The sequence below is a fragment of the Mesorhizobium sp. M4A.F.Ca.ET.022.05.2.1 genome, from assembly GCF_003998845.1.
Classification (GTDB): Bacteria; Pseudomonadota; Alphaproteobacteria; order Rhizobiales; family Rhizobiaceae; genus Mesorhizobium.
The window spans coordinates 15,735-34,632 of the sequence record NZ_RZOJ01000017.1; the positions used below are offsets into that span (position 1 = coordinate 15,735).

The 18,898-nt window shown below is 64.6% G+C and carries 15 protein-coding genes and 2 pseudogenes; 12 read left to right on the forward strand and 5 right to left on the reverse strand.

The features are described 5' to 3' along the window. The first annotated feature begins 51 nt into the window (after nucleotides 1–51). The 3 genes from EN745_RS04005 to EN745_RS04015 all read left to right on the forward strand — a co-directional run bounded on the left by EN745_RS04005 (nucleotide 52) and on the right by EN745_RS04015 (nucleotide 2,595). Nucleotides 52–1,074: a LacI family DNA-binding transcriptional regulator gene (locus EN745_RS04005; RefSeq protein ID WP_127420590.1), complete on the forward strand. Its 1,023-nt coding sequence runs from the start codon at nucleotides 52–54 to the stop codon at nucleotides 1,072–1,074. Continuing rightward, nucleotides 1,071–2,054 (forward strand): 2-hydroxyacid dehydrogenase, encoded by a 984-nt coding sequence (locus EN745_RS04010; RefSeq protein WP_126056992.1) that lies wholly within the window; start codon nucleotides 1,071–1,073, stop codon nucleotides 2,052–2,054. Before EN745_RS04005 ends, EN745_RS04010 begins: the two co-directional genes overlap by 4 nt. Nucleotides 2,055–2,211: 157 nt before the next feature. Next, nucleotides 2,212–2,595, forward strand: a complete 384-nt coding sequence (locus EN745_RS04015) for a hypothetical protein (RefSeq protein ID WP_189362946.1) — start codon at nucleotides 2,212–2,214, stop codon at nucleotides 2,593–2,595. 12 nt (nucleotides 2,596–2,607) lie between these two features. On the opposite strand, the gene EN745_RS04020 is transcribed toward EN745_RS04015, so the two are convergent. Next, nucleotides 2,608–3,381, reverse strand: a complete 774-nt coding sequence (locus EN745_RS04020) for a gamma-glutamyl-gamma-aminobutyrate hydrolase family protein (RefSeq protein WP_126056993.1) — start codon at nucleotides 3,379–3,381, stop codon at nucleotides 2,608–2,610. A gap of 292 nt (nucleotides 3,382–3,673) precedes the next feature. On the opposite strand from EN745_RS04020, the gene EN745_RS04025 reads away from it, so the two are divergent. Further along, the gene (locus tag EN745_RS04025; RefSeq protein ID WP_126056994.1) at nucleotides 3,674–4,783 is read left to right on the forward strand and encodes a TRAP transporter substrate-binding protein; all 1,110 of its coding nucleotides are present in this window, start codon (nucleotides 3,674–3,676) and stop codon (nucleotides 4,781–4,783) included. A 250-nt stretch (nucleotides 4,784–5,033) separates the two neighbouring features. Here the strand turns inward: EN745_RS04025 and EN745_RS04030 are convergent, their stop codons facing one another. The 4 genes from EN745_RS04030 to EN745_RS04045 all read right to left on the reverse strand — a co-directional run bounded on the left by EN745_RS04030 (nucleotide 5,034) and on the right by EN745_RS04045 (nucleotide 9,627). Then, entirely contained in the window at nucleotides 5,034–6,062 is a 1,029-nt protein-coding gene (locus tag EN745_RS04030; protein ID WP_127420586.1) for a zinc-dependent alcohol dehydrogenase family protein, read from the reverse strand. Between the two features lie 19 nt (nucleotides 6,063–6,081). Beyond that, on the reverse strand, nucleotides 6,082–7,875 hold the full coding sequence (locus EN745_RS04035; protein ID WP_189362947.1) for a TRAP transporter large permease subunit: 1,794 nt from the start codon (nucleotides 7,873–7,875) through the stop codon (nucleotides 6,082–6,084). Beyond that, nucleotides 7,872–8,477 carry a TRAP transporter small permease subunit gene (locus EN745_RS04040; RefSeq protein ID WP_127420587.1) on the reverse strand — a complete coding sequence of 202 codons (606 nt, stop codon included), beginning with the start codon at nucleotides 8,475–8,477 and terminating at the stop codon, nucleotides 7,872–7,874. The genes EN745_RS04035 and EN745_RS04040 overlap by 4 nt, the downstream gene beginning before the upstream one ends. A gap of 244 nt (nucleotides 8,478–8,721) precedes the next feature. Further along, nucleotides 8,722–9,627 carry a branched-chain amino acid ABC transporter permease gene (locus EN745_RS04045; RefSeq protein ID WP_126056998.1) on the reverse strand — a complete coding sequence of 302 codons (906 nt, stop codon included), beginning with the start codon at nucleotides 9,625–9,627 and terminating at the stop codon, nucleotides 8,722–8,724. Between the two features lie 152 nt (nucleotides 9,628–9,779). Here EN745_RS04045 and EN745_RS04050 point away from each other — a divergent pair, with 152 nt between their 5' ends. The 8 genes and pseudogenes from EN745_RS04050 to EN745_RS04085 form a co-directional block, all read left to right on the forward strand. Then, entirely contained in the window at nucleotides 9,780–10,388 is a 609-nt protein-coding gene (locus EN745_RS04050) for a CGNR zinc finger domain-containing protein (protein ID WP_127420588.1), read from the forward strand. Continuing rightward, nucleotides 10,381–10,911 (forward strand): hypothetical protein, encoded by a 531-nt coding sequence (locus EN745_RS04055; protein ID WP_189362948.1) that lies wholly within the window; start codon nucleotides 10,381–10,383, stop codon nucleotides 10,909–10,911. The genes EN745_RS04050 and EN745_RS04055 overlap by 8 nt, the downstream gene beginning before the upstream one ends. Nucleotides 10,912–11,107: 196 nt before the next feature. Beyond that, nucleotides 11,108–14,590: pseudogene (locus EN745_RS04060) on the forward strand (indolepyruvate ferredoxin oxidoreductase family protein); the annotation flags it as partial. 92 nt (nucleotides 14,591–14,682) lie between these two features. Further along, complete coding sequence (locus EN745_RS04065; protein ID WP_126057001.1) at nucleotides 14,683–16,998, forward strand: EAL domain-containing protein; 2,316 nt, start codon at nucleotides 14,683–14,685, stop codon at nucleotides 16,996–16,998. A 233-nt stretch (nucleotides 16,999–17,231) separates the two neighbouring features. Next, the gene (locus EN745_RS04070; RefSeq protein WP_245482268.1) at nucleotides 17,232–17,918 is read left to right on the forward strand and encodes an acyl-homoserine-lactone synthase; all 687 of its coding nucleotides are present in this window, start codon (nucleotides 17,232–17,234) and stop codon (nucleotides 17,916–17,918) included. Nucleotides 17,919–18,088: 170 nt separating this feature from the next. Next, complete coding sequence (locus tag EN745_RS04075) at nucleotides 18,089–18,238, forward strand: DUF3096 domain-containing protein (RefSeq protein ID WP_126057002.1); 150 nt, start codon at nucleotides 18,089–18,091, stop codon at nucleotides 18,236–18,238. 130 nt (nucleotides 18,239–18,368) lie between these two features. Next, nucleotides 18,369–18,593: an aa3-type cytochrome c oxidase subunit IV gene (locus EN745_RS04080; RefSeq protein ID WP_126057003.1), complete on the forward strand. Its 225-nt coding sequence runs from the start codon at nucleotides 18,369–18,371 to the stop codon at nucleotides 18,591–18,593. Between the two features lie 85 nt (nucleotides 18,594–18,678). Beyond that, nucleotides 18,679–18,898, forward strand: a pseudogene (locus tag EN745_RS04085) (NAD(P)(+) transhydrogenase (Re/Si-specific) subunit alpha); the annotation flags it as partial.

The following is an 18,898-nucleotide window of genomic DNA, read 5'->3' on the forward strand; positions in this document are numbered from 1 at the left end:
GGCATAAGAGCCGCCTTTAAACAGTTTAAATCGGTTCGAGGAGCGAAGGGGCTGGCACAGAAGATCAAGCTTTCGACGATCGCAGATGCGCTCGGTGTGTCCACGGCCACGGTGTCGCTGGCGCTGCGCGACAGTCCGCTGGTGGCGGGCAGCACACGCGACCGCATCAAGGAACATGCCCGCGCCATCGGCTATATCTACAATCGCCGCGCCGCCAGCCTGCGCACCTCGCGCTCCGGCATTGTCGGCGTCGTCGTGCACGACATCATGAACCCGTTCTTCGCCGAGATCCTGCGCTCGATCGAGAGCGAACTCGACCGCAGCCGGCAGACCTTCATCCTGTCCAACCACTACGACCAGCTCGAAAAGCAGCGCACCTTCATCGACACGCTGCTGCAGCTCGGCGCCGACGGCGTCATCATGTCGCCGGCCATCGGCACGCCAGCCGAGGACATCGTCATGGCCGAGGACAACGGCCTGCCGGCGGTGCTGATCGCGCGCAGCGTCGCCGGGGCCGACGTGCCGGTCTTCCGCGGCGACGACGCCTACGGCACGGCGCTGGCTACCAATCACCTGATCTCGCTCGGCCACAAGCGCATCGCCATGATCGGCGGCACCGATCAGACGTCGACCGGCCGCGACCGCTACCAGGGTTATCTCAACGCCATGGAGGCGGCGGGGCTGGAGGTCAAGCCGTCCTGGCGCATCGCCGGCCCGCGCACCAAACAGGCCGGGTTCGAGGCCGCCGGACAGTTTTTGGCGCTGAAGGACAAGCCGACCGCGGCCTGCTGCTGGAATGACCTCGTCGCCATCGGGCTGATGAACGGCATCGCGCGCGCCGGCCTGGTGCCGGGCGTCGACATCTCGGTCACCGGCTATGACGATCTGGAGGAGGCGGCAATCGCGACACCGGCATTGACCACGGTCTGGAATGGCCAGCGCGAGGTCGGCCGGCGTGCCGCCAGCGCGCTGCTCGACAAGCTCAATGGGCAGACGGTGCGGCCGTCGCAGGAACTGATCAAGCCGGAACTGCATGTGCGCCAGTCGACCGGCAAGCCGGTGGAGCGTGCATGACGAAGGCTGAACAGTTGCAGACCGTCGCCGTTCTGGTGCCGGGGCATTTCAACGACCACGCGGTTGAGCGCATCGACCGCACCTTCAAACGGGTCAGGATCGAACGCGCCGATGCGGCGCTGGTCACCGACGAAATGCGCCGTACGGTGCGCGCCATTGCTTCCTTCGCCGGCATCGATGCGGCGATGATGGATGCATTGCCCAACCTCGAACTCATCGCCTCTTTCGGCGTCGGCTATGATTCTGTCGATGCCGGCCATGCGGCGACGAAAAACATCATGGTCACAAACACGCCGGACGTGCTGACCGAGGAGGTCGCAGACACCACGATCGGCCTTTTGATCAACACCGTGCGCGAGCTGTATGCCGCCGAGAAATGGCTGCGCGACGGCAACTGGGTGAAGAAAGGCAGCTACCCGCTGAGCCGGCTGACCTTGCGCGGCCGAAGTGTCGGCATTTTCGGCATGGGCCGTATTGGGCAGGCCATTGCCCGGCGTCTGGAGGCCTTTGGATTGTCGGTCGCCTATCACAACCGGCGCCGCGTCGAAGGTCTTTCCTACCAGTACCATCCGACGCTGAAGGGCCTTGCCGACGCGGTCGATACGCTGATTTGCGTGGTACCGGGCGGCGCTTCCACGGAGAAGGCGATCAACGCCGAGATCCTGTCGGCGCTCGGCCCAAACGGCGTCTTCGTCAACATCGGCCGGGGTAGCACGGTGGACGAGACGGCGCTTGCCGCAGCGCTCGCCAGCGGCACGATCGCCGCCGCCGGCCTCGATGTCTTTGCCGACGAGCCGAACGTGCCCAAGGCGTTGCTGGTAGCGCCCAACACTTCACTGCTGCCGCATGTCGGCTCGGCCTCGCACCACACGCGCCGCGCCATGGCCGATCTCTGTGTCGACAATCTCGTATCCTGGTTCAGCGAGCGCCGGCCGCTGACGCCGGTGCCGGAGACGGCGCAGGTCAGGCCGCGCGGCTGACCCGGCCCGCCACACTTGTTAACGCCCGATTAACCCTTTTGAAATCATTCTGCATACTTCGTTATGCATAGGCAAAAGCCGCGGCGCGGTTCGGGCCTTGTCCATGAAGGCAAGGTTTGAAGCGCGCCGGCGCGCCTCAAATGCACGGAGAGATCGGGTGAAGCTTATTCCTGCGTTGATGGCGGCGGCCGCGGTGGCCTGTGGCGTCCAGCTCTTTCACGGCGGCAGCGGCGAAAGCATCGCCAGTGAAACAGCTTCCTCCAGCAGCTACCGGCTGACCGCCAATGGCGACGAGGCGGCCTGCGCTGTCCGGCGCGGCGCCAATATGTCGGACGGCCTGTCGCTGCTGACCGTCGCCCCGAACTGCCGCAAGCTGCTGCCCGGCATCGAGCGGGCGAAATTCTGGCGCGAAGAGGCTGACGGCACGGTCGCCTTCAGCGCGAACGGCATCGATCCGATCGTCACTTTCAGCGTGGCCGATGGCGACGGCTACGAGTCCTACGCCCCGGTCACGCCGCTTCTGGCGCTGAGCCACGATTGAGGTTCGGCGGGCCTACTCCGCCGCCGCGCGGACCCCGGCTTTCGCCGCCGCATGCAGCCGCACCGCGTCGCCGAAAGCGCGGAAGATCCTGGCCGAGTTGTCGTCCGACTTGACCCAATATTCGGGATGCCACTGGACGCCGACCGCAAACGCGCGGGCATCCTTCACCGAAACCGCTTCGATCGTGCCGTCGGTGGCCAAGGCCTCGACCTGCAGCCTCGAGCCCAGCCGATCGATCCCCTGGCGGTGCAGCGAGTTGACCTTGATCTCGCCGGCGCCAAACACGCCGGCGAGGCAGCTGCCGGGCTTGATCGAAATCGTCTGATGGATGGCAAAGCGCTCGTTCTGATCGTCGCTCACCGCGGCGCGGTGGTCGAGCGACCCCTCACGCTCCTGGATCTCGGTGCCCAGCGTGCCGCCCAACGCGACATTCAGCTCCTGGATGCCGCGGCAGATGGCAAGCAGCGGCACGCCGCGCTCGATCGCCTTGCGGATCAGCGGCAGCGTAGTGGAATCGCGCGCCGGATCATACGGACCGTTCCGCTCGCTGGCGTCACCACCGTAGAGCGAGGGATGCACATTGGACTTCGAGCCGGTGACCATGACGCCGTCGACCGACGAGAGCAGCTCGTCGAAGTCGAGCCGGTCGCCGAAGGACGGCACCAGCAGCGGGAACACGCCGGCGCCGGCAAGCGCGGCTTCAAGATATTGCTGCGGGGCGGCATGCCAGGTGTAGTTGTCGAACTGGCGGACGTCGGTCGAGATGGCGACGAGCGGCTGCTGCATTTTGGATCCGGTTTCCGTTGAGGGCTAAGGAGCTATTCTGCCTACAAAATAGGCGATCCCAAGGCGCTTTTCCATGACAAGTTTTGGCAGGTCGCATAGGCCAGGCGGCAGGCCGTTAGACTATAGTTGCAGGTCGTGCGCCGAGAGCGCGCATTTCCCGCCAATGCCGCCGTTAAGCGCGGCCGCCGCGCTGGACTCGACCTGTTGCCCGTGTATTGTTTCGTCCGGGCCGAGCCGGGATATCGAGGATGTTCCCGAATGCCGGCCTGTTGATCCAAAAGGGAGGAACTGCATGGATCGTCGTTCATTCATCCGCAAGGCCGGCGTAACCGGCGTTGGCGCCGCGGCGGCGGCCGCGACGCTTGCCGCTCCGGCAATCGCCCAGTCCAACCCGAAGGTGACGTGGCGGCTTGCGTCGTCCTTCCCGAAGTCGCTCGACACGATCTATGGCGGCGCCGAGGTGTTCTCAAAGATGCTGTCAGAAGCGACCGACGGCAACTTCCAGGTGCAGGTCTTCGCCGCCGGCGAGCTGGTGCCCGGCCTGCAGGCGGCTGACGCCACCGCCGCCGGTACCGTCGAGGCCTGCCACACGGTGGCATACTACTACTGGGGCAAGGACCCGACCTGGGCACTGGGCGCGGCGGTGCCGTTCTCGCTCAACGCGCGCGGCATCAATGCCTGGCACTACCACGGCGGCGGCATCGACCTGTTCAACGAATTCCTCGCCACGCAAGGGCTTTTCGGCCTGCCGGGCGGCAATACCGGCGTGCAGATGGGCGGCTGGTTCCGCAAGCAGATCAACACCGTCGCCGACCTCTCCGGCCTGAAGATGCGCATCGGCGGCTTTGCCGGCAAGGTCGTGGCCAAGCTCGGCGTGGTGCCGCAGCAGATCGCCGGCGGCGATATCTATCCGGCGCTGGAGAAAGGCACCATCGACGCCGCCGAATGGGTCGGTCCGTATGACGACGAGAAGCTCGGCTTCTACAAGGTCGCGCCCTATTACTACTATCCCGGCTGGTGGGAAGGCGGCCCGACCGTCCACCTGATGTTCAATAAGGCCAAGTACGAAGAGCTGCCGGCAGCCTACAAATCGCTGGTGCGGACCGCCGCGCAGGCAACCGACGCCAACATGCTGCAGAAATACGACTATCTCAATCCGGCGGCGGTGAAGCGGCTGGTGGCCAGCGGCGCCAAGTTGCAACCGTTCAGCCAGGAGATCATGGCGGCCTGCTTCGAGAAGGCCAACGAGGTCTATGCCGAGATGGAAGCCTCGAACGCGCCGTTCAAGAAGATCTGGGAGTCGATCAAGGGTTTCCGCAAGGAGCACTATCTCTGGGCCCAGGTGGCCGAGTACAATTACGACACCTTCATGATGGTCCAGCAGCGCCAGGGCAAGCTGTAGGAAGTGATTGGCCCCTTCTCCCCGTCACTTATACGGGGAGAAGGTCCCGGCAAGGGGATGAGGCAGCGCCGGCTTCGGCGAATGAATCGCCTCGGGCTTAAGTGGCAGGCTGAAGACCCAATCTCGTGCCTTGTCTATCTGGGCATTGGCGCCGCCCCTCACTGCCGGCAACCTCTCCCCGTATAGGGACGGGGGCGCTGCGATCGACGGTTTCGCCAATTGCCAACGTTGCAAGCTGAAGGGCTGCGCTTCAGCCTCGGCCTGGCACCACCAGCACCTTGACCTCGCCGGGCGCGGGCGGGTTGGCGATCACCGCGGGCGCCTCTTCGAGCGTCACCTGTCTCGAGATCAGCCTGTCGACCTCGATCGCGCCGGTGGCGATGAGCTCGGCGGCGCGGCCATGAGTGTAGGGATTGAGGAAAGAGCCCAGGACCTTCAATTCCCGAAACAGCAAGTCGAAGGGCTCGAACGCCACCTGCATGCCTTGCGGCACCACGCCGACGATGACGACGGTGCCGCCGGCCTTCGCCAGCCGCATCGACTGTTCGACCGTATCGCGCACGCCGGCGCATTCGAACACCACGTCGACGCCGCCCGGCACCAGCCCGTCCGGTCCGGCAATTGCATCGATTACGTCGCCGGCGCCTGAATCGACTGAGGCCGTCGCGCCGAGCTCCTCGGCGAGCGCGCGGCGCGAGGCCTGGCGTGTCGACAGCACGACGGTCTTCGCCCCGGCAAGCCTTGCCAATTGCACGGTGAGCAGGCCGATGACGCCGCCACCCAGCACGACGACCGAGCCGCCCGGCTTGATCGCGGCGAGGTCGACGCCATGCAGGCAGCACGCCAACGGCTCGCAGAATGCGCCATGCGTCGGCTTGAGGCTCGCCGGCAGCCGGAAGGCCTGCTTCTGCGGCATCACGACATAGTCGGCGAAGCCGCCGTCGCGATGGATGCCGATGGCATTGAGATTGCGGCAAAGGTTGACCCGCCCGGCATGGCAATATGGGCATCGGCCGCAGGCGATGTTGGGGTCGCCGGTGACGCGGTCGCCGACGGAGAAGCCGGTCACCGACGACCCGATCGCCTCGATGATGCCCGAAAACTCATGCCCGGGCGTCACCGGCGGCTTGCAGGGAAACTCACCATGGAAGAGATGACGATCGGTGCCGCAGACGCCGCAGGCCTCGATCCGAACCAGCAGATCGTCCGGACCGGCGGACGGCTTGTCGACCTCGCGCAGCGCGATACTGCCGACGGCCTCGAGGCGAACCGCTTTCACAACTGTCGAGCCTCCCACATCAATTGAAGTTCGGCGGCTGCGACAAGTCAGGCGACGGCGCCGCCGGCTTGGCGGGCGGCGGGTCGCCGAAGCTCGGTGGCTGGGACAGGTCGGTGGCCGGCGCTGCCGGTGCCGCGCCGCCACTGGCCGGAGCCGTGCCGCCATCCGCCGGCGGCGTGCCGAGCGGCGACAGGCCCGGCAGTTCCGGCACCTTGAGCTCGATGGTGCCGGGATCGACCACGGCGCCCTTGTAGTGCATCACCATTTGCGGGAAAGCGATGGTGAGCCCGATCATGATCACCTGGATGCCGACAAAGGGCACCGCGCCCCAATAGATCTGGCCGGTGGTGACCGGCGCGATCTGCTTGCCGGTGATGCGGTCGAGATAGGGCACGCGGGCGGCGACCGAGCGCAGGTAGAACAGCGCGAAGCCGAAGGGCGGATGCATGAAGGAAGTCTGCATGTTGACGCCGAGCAGCACGCCGAACCAGATCAGGTCGATGCCGAGCTTGTCGGCGGCGGGCGCGAGCAGCGGCACGATGATGAAGGCGAGCTCGAAGAAATCAAGGAAGAAGGCCAGCACGAAGACCAGCGCGTTGACGCCGATCAGGAAGCCGACCTCGCCGCCCGGCAGCGAGGTGAGCAGATGCTCGACCCAGAGGTGGCCGTTGACGCCGTAGAAGGTCAGCGAGAAGACGCGCGCGCCGATCAGGATGAACAGCACGAAGGAGGACAGCCTGGTCGTCGCGGTCAGCGCCTGCTTGATCACATCCAGCGACAGCCGCCCCTTTGCCGCCGCCATGATCAATGCGCCGACGGAGCCCATGGCGCCGCCCTCGGTCGGGGTGGCGATGCCGAGGAAGATGGTGCCGAGCACCAGGAAGATCAGCGCCAGCGGCGGGATCAGCACGATGATTACCTGCTGCGCCAGCCGGGACATCATGTTGATGTCCAGGCCCTTGTCGGCAATCGCCACGACATAGATCAGGACTACGCCGACGCAGGCGCCGAGAATGTCGGCATTGTCGCCGTGCGCCGGCGCCAGATAGCGATAGGCGGCGTAGGACACAGCGACCGCAACCGCCAGCGCCACGATCAGCGACACCACGCCATGGCCGAGGGTGCGGGCTTCGAGCGGCAGGGCCGGCATCGATTTCGGCCGGACGATCGACATGATCAGGATGTAGAGCATGTAGATGCCGGTGAGCACGAGGCCGGGGATCAGCGCGCCGGCATACATGTCGCCGACGGAGCGGCCGAGCTGGTCGGCGAGCACGATCAGCACCAGCGAGGGCGGGATGATCTGGGCGAGCGTGCCCGACGCCGCGATGACGCCCGACGCCACACGGCGGTCATAGCCGTAGCGCAGCATGATCGGCAGCGAGATCAGGCCCATGGCGATGACGGACGCCGCCACGACACCGGTGGTCGCCGCAAGCAGCGCGCCGACGAAGATGACGGCATAGGCAAGGCCGCCGCGGATCGGCCCGAACAGCTGGCCGATCGTGTCGAGCAGGTCCTCGGCCATGCCGGATCGCTCCAGCACGATGCCCATGAAGGTAAAGAACGGGATCGCCAGCAGCGTGTCGTTCGACATCACCCGGCTGCCGTAGAAATTGTCGGGCAGCGCATGCAGCAGGGGCCAGGCCAGGTTTATCGAGCCGCCCGAATAGGGCGACAGCAGGACGCCGATAGAGAAGAACAAAAGGCCGTTGGCGGCGAGCGAGAAGGCGACGGGGTAGCCGATCAAAAGGAAGATGATCAGCGAGGCGAACATGATCGGCGCCATGTTCTGGGCGATGAACTCGATCATGGGCGCACCTCGCCGGCGAGCGCCTTGGCTTCTTCGGCGAGTGCTTTTGCCTCCAGCTCGGCCTGCTCATGCGCCGATATGAAGGGATTGGGATCGTCCATGTCGCCGCGCATGATGGCGATCTTCTTGATGATCTCGGAGATGCCCTGCAGCGCCAGCAGGAAGAAGCCGACAAGCAGGATCGCCTTGGCCGGCCAGACGATCAGGCCGCCGGCATTGGTCGACATTTCGCCGCTACGGAAGGACAGCGACACATAGGGCACGAAATAGATCACCATCAGGGTGACGAACGGCATCAGGAACAGAGTGTGGCCGAGCAGGTCGATCCAGTGCTGCACGCGGCGCGAGAACATGCCGTAGACGATGTCGATGCGAATATGGTCGTTCTGCTTGAGCGTGTAGGCGGCGGCCAGCATGAAGGCGGCGCCGAACAGGTACCATTGCAGTTCCAGCCAGGCATTGGATGAGATATCGAACACCTTGCGAATGACGGCGTTGCCGGCGCTGACCAGGATCGCCAGCAGGATCAGCCACGACACCCATCTGCCGATGAACTCATTCACACGGTCGATCGTTCTGGATAGAGCGAGCAGCCCTGCCATGCATTCCTCCCTCCACGCATCGGCCCGAAAATCAGTGTCGATTTTCGGAAAGCAAGATGCGTAATTCAAAATGTCGGAGGCGCGCCGGCTCCCCTAATTTTCCGTCGCGCCGCAGTGGCCCAACGGTATGCCGTGCGTGGCACGGCGGGTCAACACGGCAGTGACGCGGTCAACACGGTTGTGAGGCGGGGACGCCGATAATCCGCTGGCAAACGGGGAACAATGCAACCAAAGTCTGATAGGGTCAGGCGATCTTCTGCTGATCGCGGCCGGCACCGATCAGCACCAGCATGGCGACGAGGAACAGATACATCCAGGCATCGCGCCATTCGAGCGGGAAATAGCCGGCCCACAGCGATTCGGCCATGCCGAAGGCGGCGGCGCCAAGGGCGGCGCGCGGCGGCGAGAGGTAGCCGCCGACCGCCGTCACAAACAGGACCTTCAAGCCGTAGACCAGGCCGGTCCCGAAGCTGATGTTGCCGTAGTAGATGCCGGCAAGCACACCGGCGAGCGCGGCGCAGAAGCCGCCGAACAGCACTGCGTGGCGAAACACCGCGCGCACGTCGACGCCGCACATCGCCGCCGCCTTGGGGTCGTCGGAGACGGCGCGCCAGCGCCGGCCGAAGCTCGAGCGGGCAAAGGCCCAGGCAGCAAGGATGATGGCCGCCAGCACGGCGGCGCAGTCGAGCAATTGGATCAGCGTCAGCGTCGCCTTGAAGCCGTCGTGCTCGGCGAAGATCACCGGCACGGCCAGCATCGGCGGCAGCCAGAGATCGTGGGTGTCGGCGGCGATGCGGCTGGCCTCTGACAGGAACAGCAATATGCCCAGCGTCGTCACCACTATGGCGTTGGGCGAACGGTCGGCCAGCGGTTCGAAGACGCTGCGCGACAGGACATGGCTGATCAGCGCCGCGTAGAGGAAGGCCGCCAGCACGCCGAGCGCGACGGCGGCGTAGAGCGTCAGCCACAGCGCCTGATAGCCGAAGGCGGCGGTCAGGATCATGGCGTGGCCGCAAAAGGCGAACACGGCGCCATAGGCCAGGTTGGTGCGGTGCAGGATGCCGTTGGTCAGCACATAGCCGAAGGCGAGAAGCGCATAGAGCGCGCCCGAATGCAGCCCATTCAGAATCTGCTGGAAGAAATAGAGCATGCACAAACCTCGGAGCATGTCGCCCAAATGTGCTTGGCGGTTTTGGGTCGGCGGCATGCTCGAAACACAGGCCGCGGCAAGTCGCGACCTGTGCGGAAGGTTGCATTCGGAATCTAACTTGTCAAACGCGATTTATCGGTTAGATTTCTGGCATGACGGTATCCTGGACCCCGCACCGCTTCACCGGCGGCATTCTGGCGCTCGACACCGCGAACACCGTCGTGCTGCGCAACGACCCGGAAAAGACCTTCGACCGTTTCGACAATCCGGCGGAGATCGCGCGCTTCGCCGAGGCGGCGAGCGGTTTCCGCGCCAGCGAGCTTGGCGGCCGAAGGCTGGAGGCGCCGGCACCGGCGGCGATCGCGCCGGTGGTGCTGTCGATCCGCGAGACGACCGACCGCCTGTTCCGCAACGCCGTGGCCAAGGGCACTATCGCCACCAGCGACCTGCCCGGTTTCCTGGCAGCCTGCGCCGACGGCCTGGCGGAGGGCCGTACCGAAATCGGCGGGCCGGGCCGGCCGTTCGGCGATCCGGCGACGGCGATCGCCTTCGAGGCAGCGCTGGCCGTCTCGGCGCTGTCGCTGCTGCGCGGCGATACGGTGGCGAGGCTCAGGATATGTCCCAACTGCAGCTGGCTGTTCGTCGACCGCAGCCGCAATTCCAGCCGCCTCTGGTGCGACATGGCAGTGTGCGGCAACCGGCAGAAGGCAAACCGCTATTACCGCCGCCGCACGGCGGCCAGGGAGGCTACGAATGCTTAGGAAAAATTCGCGCTCGATGGTTCTCGGCGCCGCGCTGCTGGCGGTGGCGGCGCTTGGCGCCTGCCGTGATTCCGGCAAGGAGCAGCTGTTCGCCATTTCCGGCAAGCTGTTCGAGTTCAATTACCGGCTGGGCATCGCCACCTATGTCGTCACCCTCAATCCGCTCCGGCCGATGGGAGAAGGCCAGGTCGCGGTGGTCAGCTTCCAGAACCCGGCCGGGGGCGATCCGATCATCGTCAACCAGAAGATCTGGCCAAAGCTGCCGCATATAACGCTGACCAGCCCGCCACTCACCTGCGTGGTCAAGGACAAGCCCTACTCAATCTCGATCCGCATCGAGGACGCCAATGGCACGCTGCTGCAAAGCTTCGAGACGACGCTGACCTCGTCGATGGATCAGTCGGTGCTGCCCGACCGCCCGTTGGTGGTCGGCCCGGTCTACGAGCTCAACAAGGACATGGTCGGTCATGTCGACGGCAAGCTGCCGGACGAGCCGAAGCCCGACTGCTCGAAGGCTACCTGACGTTCAGGTCGCTGGAATTTTCGTGCCCGGCTGAACCGCCCTTAGTGCCGTCGCATGCGTCAACGGCCGCCGATTGGACTGTCTGTTGCGCGTCGTCTGGCACCTGCGATTTCGTTTGACCTCTCCGGCAAGGGGAGAAAGAGTGCGGCGTCCCACTCCGACGTAGGCTGCGCGATTCCGTGCGCCTCCGCGAAGGAAATGCCTGATGACGCTGCATGACGTCGCGCTCGACGACAAGTTCGACCTTGGCAAGGAGCGCATCTTCCTTTCCGGCGCGCAGGCCGTCATCCGCATGCTCCTTATGCAGCGCGAGCGCGACCGCAGCGCGGGCCTGAACACCGCCGGCTTCGTCTCCGGCTATCGCGGATCGCCGCTCGGCGGCCTCGACATGCAGCTGTGGAGAGCCAAGAAGCAGCTGGCGCAGTCCGACATCGTCTTCCAGCCCGGCCTCAACGAAGAGCTGGCCGCCACCGCCTGCTGGGGCACCCAGCAGGCCGAATTGCTCGGCGAAGGCACGCATGACGGCGTCTTTTCGGTCTGGTACGGCAAGGGGCCGGGGGTCGATCGCTCCGGCGACGTGTTCCGCCACGCCAATCTCGCCGGCTCGTCGAAGCATGGCGGCGTGCTAGCCCTGATGGGCGACGACCATATGGCCGAATCGTCGACCAACGCGCATGCTACCGAATTCCTGTTCGTCGACACCATGGTGCCGATCCTCAACCCGGCCGGCGTGCAGGAGATCATCGACTACGGGCTCTACGGCTTTGCCATGTCGCGCTTCGCCGGCACCTGGGCTGCGATCAAATGCGTCAAGGACAACATCGAATCGACCGCTTCCGTCGATGCCTCGCTCGAGCGGCTCAAGATCGTCGTGCCGCCCTTCGACATGCCGCCCGGCGGCCTCAATATCCGCCACGAGATCGACATGCTCGGCCAGGAGGAGCGGCTGCACGAGTACAAGCGCAACGCCGCATCCGCCTTCATCCACGCCAACGGGCTGAACCGCATCGTCTATTCGGGCGGACGCAACCCGAAGCTCGGCGTCATCACCATCGGCAAGAGCTACCTCGACGTGCGCCAGGCGCTGGAGGATATCGGCATCGACGAGGCGGCCGCCAACCGCATCGGCATCCGCCTGTTCAAGGTCGGCTGCCCCTGGCCGCTCGACCTGCAGCATGTCGCCGACTTCGCCCGCGGCCTCGACACCATCGTCGTCGTCGAGGAGAAGCGCTCGCTGATCGAGGTGCAGCTGCGCGAAAACCTCTACGGCACCGCCAGCCAGCCGGTCATCGTCGGCAAAAAGGACGAGCGCGGCGACTGGCTGTTCCCGGCCAAGGGCGCGCTCGACCCGAACGAGATCGCTATCGCGCTGGGAGAGCGGATCCTGCGCACCATCGGTCCGTCGGAGGAGATCGCGGCGCGGGTGGCGAAACTGCGCCAGTTCCAGGCCATGCTCGCCGATACCGTCGACATCGGCTCGCGCACGCCCTTCTTCTGCTCGGGCTGCCCGCACAATTCCTCGACCAAGGTACCGGACGGATCGCTGGCGGCGGCCGGCATCGGCTGCCATTTCATGGCGCTATGGATGGACCGCAACACGGTCGGCTTCACCGCCATGGGCGGCGAGGGCGCACAATGGGTCGGCCAGGCGCCGTTCTCGAAACGCGACCATATCTTCCAGAATCTCGGTGACGGCACCTACAATCACTCCGGGGCGCTGGCGATCCGCTTCGCGCTGTCGAGCGACGCCAACATCACCTACAAGATCCTCTACAACGATGCCGTGGCCATGACCGGCGGCCAGCCGCATGAAGGCGGATTGACCGTCGACATGATCGCCAGGCAGGTGCGGGCCGAAGGCGTCGAGCGCATCGCGATCGTCACCGACGAGCCGGACAAATACGCCGGCAAGGCCGACTTCCCGGCCGGCGCCACCATCCATCACCGCGACGACCTCGACCTCGTCCAGCGCGAATTGCGCGGGGTCAGCGGCATCTCCGTGCTCCTCTACGACCAGACCTGTGCCGCCGAGAAGCGCCGCCGGCGCAAGCGCGGCAGCTTTCCCGATCCGGACAAGCGCGTCTTCATCAACGAGCTGGTCTGCGAGGGCTGCGGCGATTGCGGGGTGCAATCCAACTGCGTGTCGATCCAGCCGGTCGAGACCGAATTCGGCCGCAAGCGCCGTATCGACCAGTCGAGCTGCAACAAGGATTTTTCCTGCGTCAACGGCTTCTGCCCGTCCTTCGTTACCGTGCACGGCGCCAAGATCAGGAAGGCCGAAGGCATCGCCGGCAGGACCGACCCGCTCGACGGCGTGCCCGCACCGGCCGAGTTTTCGCTCGGCGCGCAAGGCTGGGCCGGGATCATCGACGGCGTCGGCGGCACCGGCGTCGTCACCATCGGCGCGGTGCTCGGCATGGCGGCGCATCTCGAAGGCAAGGGCTGCGGCATGATCGACATGGCCGGCCTTGCCCAGAAGGGCGGCTCGGTGTTCACCCATGTGCGCATCGCGCGCACGCCGGACGAAATCCACGCCATCCGCGTTTCGGCCGGCAAATCCGACCTGGTGCTCGGCTGCGACCTCGTCGTATCCGGCGCGCAGAAGGTGCTGGCGGCAGTGCGCGAGAACCACACCATCTTCCTTGCCAACACCGCCGAGATCATGCCCGGCGAATTCACCCGTTCGGCCGATTTCTCGCTGCCCGTCGAGCGGCTGAAAAAGGCGATCCGCACTGCTGCCGGCGACGGCAAGGCGCATTTCTTCGATGCCACCCGGACCGCCACCCAATTGTTCGGCAATTCGCTCGGCGCCAACATGTTCATGCTCGGCTTCGCCTTCCAGCATGGCGGGCTGCCGCTGTCGGCCGAGGCGGTCGAGAAGGCTATTGAGCTGAATGGCGAGGCGGTTGCTATGAACGTCGCCGCGTTTCGCTGGGGCCGTCGCGCCGCGCATCAGCCGGATTTCGTGCGCGGCCTCGTTAGCCAGCCGGGCAAGGCGGCCATCGGGCCCGCCGAGACGCTGGACGAGATCATCGCCCGTCGTGTCATTTTCCTGACCGGCTACCAGAACGCAGCCTACGGCAAGCGCTATGCCGAGAGGCTCGCCACGCTGCGCTCTGCGGAGGCCAAGGCGGTGCCGGGCTCGACGGTGGTGACCGAAGCTGCCGCCCGCAACCTGTTCAAGCTGATGGCGATCAAGGACGAATACGAGGTGGCGCGCCTCTATACCGATGGTTCCTTCGCGGCCGAGCTGTCCAAGCAGTTCCAGAGCTACGAGAAATTGGAATTCCATCTGGCGCCGCCGATCCTCGGCCGGCGCGGCAATGACGGCAAACCGAAAAAGTCGAGCTTCGGGCCGTGGATGCTGAAAGGGTTGCGCTTGCTCTCGGCGCTGAAAGGCCTGCGCGGCACGGCTTTCGACCTCTTCAGCCTTACCGCCGAGCGGCGCAGGGAGCGGCAGCTTCTGGCGCAATACGAAGCCGATCTGGAGTTGATCGCGTCAGCACTTTCGCCTGGCGGGATCGAGGCGGCCGCAGCGCTTGCCTCGGTGCCGGCACTGATCCGCGGCTACGGCCATGTCCGGCAGGCCAGCGCCGAAAAGGCCGCCGGCGAGCGTTCGAGACTGGTAGAACGCCTTGTGAAAGCGACGGAAAGGCCCGAACTCCAGGCCGCCGAATGACCCGAGAAGCGCCCGAAAATCAGGCGTTTCAGCCCAGGCTAAAGGTTTTTTAATGGGACTATGGCAAGGCTGGGGCTCAATGGGCGCCAGTAATGGGCAGAACAAAAACCGATAACATCCCCGTGGATGTTTATATCCAGTTTGTGCGCTCGTTGTTCGACAACGCGCACATGCTGGTCATCGGCGCGAGCTGCCACGCCATCGTCAGCCTCATGGTCTACTGGCGCAACGGCCAGTCGGTTTTTCTCATCCTTGCCGCGGCGCTGCTTGGTATCGGCGTTTGGCGTTACTTCAGCCTGCGGCGCTTCCATCGCTCGGGCGGCGAGATCCGCGACGCCGCGGATGCGACGCGGTGGGAGCGCGAATATATACTGAAAGGCAGCCTGCAGGGGCTGCTGCTGGGGCTCTTTTGCTTCATTTCCATCTACGTCTACTCGGATTCCTATGCCGAGATCGGAGCGCTTGCCATAACGCTCGGCTCGCTGGTGACAGTCGTTGGCCGGAACTACGGCTCGCCGCGCATGGTCATGATCTTCGCGGTGACCTTCGTCGGACCGATCGCCGCAGCCCTCATCCTCAGGGTCGACATCCCCTATGTCGTGCTCGGGCTGCTAATCATCCCCTTCATGTTCATCATCAAGGGCAGCGCCGACCACGTCCGCAACGTGCTGTTCTCGGCCGTCGTCGGACACAAGCAGGCGCGGCAGCTGGCGCAGCGCTTCAACCGGGCCCTCAACACCATGTCGCATGGCCTGGTCATGCTTGGCCCCGACGGCAAGGTGGTGGTTGGCAACGCCGAAGCCGCCCATCTGATGTCGCTCAAATCGCCGGACCAACTGCTCGGGCGTTCGATCCATTCGCTGCTCATGCGCGGCGTTGCCGGCGGCATGCTGGCGCCGAAGGACTGCCGCTATGTCGAGGCACAGCTGACGCGCGCGCTGCGCGAGGGACGCGACCGCAAGGTTCTGGTGTCGTTCTCCAATGGCCAGCACTTCGAATTCTCGGCGCGCGAGGGCAGCCAGGACCTTGGCGTCATCACCTTCGAGGACGTCACCGCGCGTGTCGAGGCGGAGGAGAAGATCCGCTTCATGGCGCGCTACGACAACCTTACTGGCCTGCCTAACCGCGCCTATTTCCACGAGCTGGTCGGGGAACTGATGGCCTCCGGCGACCGGGATCGCCTGTGCGGCCTGGCGGTGGTCGACCTCGACGATTTCAAGAGCGTCAACGACACACTCGGCCATCCCGTCGGCGACGGCCTGATCTATGCCGTCGCGGAACGTCTGGCGGCCATCGCCGGGCAAGGCATCACCGTAAGCCGTTTCGGCGGTGACGAATTCATGATCTTCTTCGACCGCATAGAGGACGAAAGCCACCTGAGCGGCCTACTCGACCTGATCTTCGCCGACCTGCAGGGCGAGGTCGACGTCGCCGGTCATGGGCTGCGCATCCAGGCCAGCGCCGGCGCGGTGCTGTCCAAGGTCGAGGACACCGACGTCGACGCCATGATCGTCAAGGCCGACCTGGCGCTCTACAAGGCCAAGGAGCTCGGCAAGAACAACTGGCGGCTGTTCGAAGCATCGATGGACGCCGCCTTCCGTAACCGCCAGCTGATGAAGGCGGACCTGCGCAGCGCCGTGGAAAGCAAGGGGTTGCGCGTGGTCTATCAGCCGATCGTATCGATGAGCACTATGCGCATCGCCAGCTGCGAGGCCCTGTGCCGCTGGGACCATCCCGATCTCGGGCCGATTTCGCCCAGCATCTTCATCCCGCTGGCCGAGGAGATGGGCATCATCTCCGAGATCAGCACCTTCGTGCTGCAAGCGGCCTGCGCCGAATGCGCCAAATGGCCGGACCAGACCAGCGTCTCGGTCAACCTCTCCGCCAAGGATTTCCGTAACCACGACGTCATCCAGAAGGTCCGCGATGCGCTGGCCGCATCCGGGCTCGCGGCCGGCCGCCTCGAGATCGAGGTCACCGAGACCGCGCTGCTCGACGACAAGTCGCTGACGCGCCAGTACATCGAGGAGCTGAAGCAACTCGGCGTACGCATCGCGCTCGACGATTTCGGCACCGGCTATTCCAGCCTGAGTTATCTCCACAAGCTGCCGCTCGACAAGATCAAGATCGACCGTTCGTTCCTGATGGACGTCACCCAGAACCCGCGTTCGCTCGACCTCTTGAAGGGGGTCGTCGACCTGACCCGGATCCTCGGCCTTACCGTCACGGTCGAAGGCGTAGAGACCTTCGAGCAGCTCAAGATCCTGCTGCACTCGGTGAAGCCTGACCTGGTCCAGGGCTTCCTCTTCGGCGCCGCGCTGAGCGCGTCGGGCATTGAGACCATGTCCAACGTGACCTGGCCTTTCGCCGCCGAATTGCGGCCCGCCGCGAAGCTCGCCGCCACCTGAATATCCGTCAAAAAACCCCGTTTGCCCGCCCTTGGGGTTTAACCATTTGTTAACGTTAATTTAGAGTAAACGAAAAAGCTCGGAATTTCGCTTCTGGTTCCTTCACCTGTTCGCTATTGTCCTTTTGCGGTGGCACGAGGGCAAAAAAAGTGGAAGCTCAGTTAGTGGGTACGCCCCTGGCGGCGTCTAAAGCCAGGGGTCAGCATCGTCCCTCGGTGTTTTCAGATCACATCATGGAAGTTCTGGATCACATCGAATATCGCCTTTGCGACGGTGCCGAAGACCTTGAGGCGATCTATCGGCTTCGGTACAATTCCTACCTTCATGCAGGCATGGTGAAGTCCGATGCTTCCCGCATGGTGAAGGACAGGTTCGACGATCTTCCGAATTCCTATCGCTTTGGCGTGTTCTTCGATGGCGCACTCGTCAGCACCATCAGAATTCACTACGCCAACGCGAAGTATCCTGTCTCCCCCAGCACCGACGTGTTCGGCGATGTGCTGGCCCGGCGCCTGGCGGCCGGCGAAACCTTCGTCGATCCGAGCCGGTTCGCCGCCGATCTCGAGTGGTCGAGCAGCCTGCGCGTGCTGCCCTATGTGACGCTGAGGCTTGCGGTCGTTGCCTGCAGCCATTTCAAGCCGACCTTTTGCCTGACGGCCATCAAGGAAGAGCATTCCGCCTTCTATCATCGCATCTTCCGATCCGAGCAGGCGGTGCCTCCGCGGAACTATCCGGGACTTACCGTCCCCGTGCATCTGTTCCAGTCGAAGTGCTCCGACAACATGCAGGCGACGCTGGACCGCTTCCCGTTCTTCAATTCCACGACGTTCGAACAGCGCATGCTTTTCCAGCGCCCCAAGCGGGGCGAGTTGGCGCCGCTGACCATCCTGCCCACCGCCAAATACTTCGAAGCGGCCTGAGCCTCGCAGCTTTTTCTCGGCTGTTGCCGTACCGAAGCCGCGACATTTTGTTGGACGACATGCGTCGGCCGGAGCCTTCCGGGCGCGCCCGCGTTGTAAGGAGCGACAGGCACCGCCTGCAGATTGTATCGCCTGGAGCGGCGATCACCACTTTTGGAAAGGACCCCGACATGACCATTTCCGCGCTTACGCTGACCCCGTTGATCTCGCTGATCGCCGGCGTGCTGATCCTGGTCATGCCCAGGCTGCTGAACTACATCGTCGCGCTCTATCTGATCATCGCCGGCCTGCTCGGATTGTTCCCGCATCTCGCCGGCTGACGGGCCTGCCAAGCCGCCGCCTTCAACTTTCCTTTGAGGCTGTTGTGCCGGGCGATGCGGCAATAGCGCCATTGCTCTGCGTCCAGCTTTTCGCTATGTGCCTCCAAGATGTCTTCGAAGGGGTATTCCTATGGCTGATCACACGCCGACCGGTCCTGTCGAACTGGGCGCGAAGATGGACTATGCCGAGCATGACCGCACCTATGCGGGCTTCCTGGCGCTGGCCAAATACGGTTCGCTCTTTTGCCTCGCCGTGATGATTTCGATGGCTTTCGGCTTCTTCGTGGGCGGCTTCTTCTCGGCGGTCATCCTCTGGGCCGTGATCCTGGCCGCCGGCTTCTTCATTCTCCGGTAGACTTTCCAAACCCTTTGCCTCGGACGTCGCCGGAGGCCCCGGCCGGCGTCCCGCGCAGACAGGTTCCAGCCGAAAGGATCATGCGGTGGGGCAGACGGTTTTCATCCCTCGTGAGCTTGACGCGAACGAGCAGCGCGTTGCTGCCTCGCCGGACACGGTGAAGCGGCTGGCCGGCCTCGGCTTCGAGGTGGTGGTCGAAAAAGGCGCGGGCACCGGCTCGCGCATCCCCGACGAGGAATTCGCCAAGGCGGGCGCCGCGATCGGCAAGGCCGCCGATGCCTCGAAGGCCGATGTCGTGCTCAAGG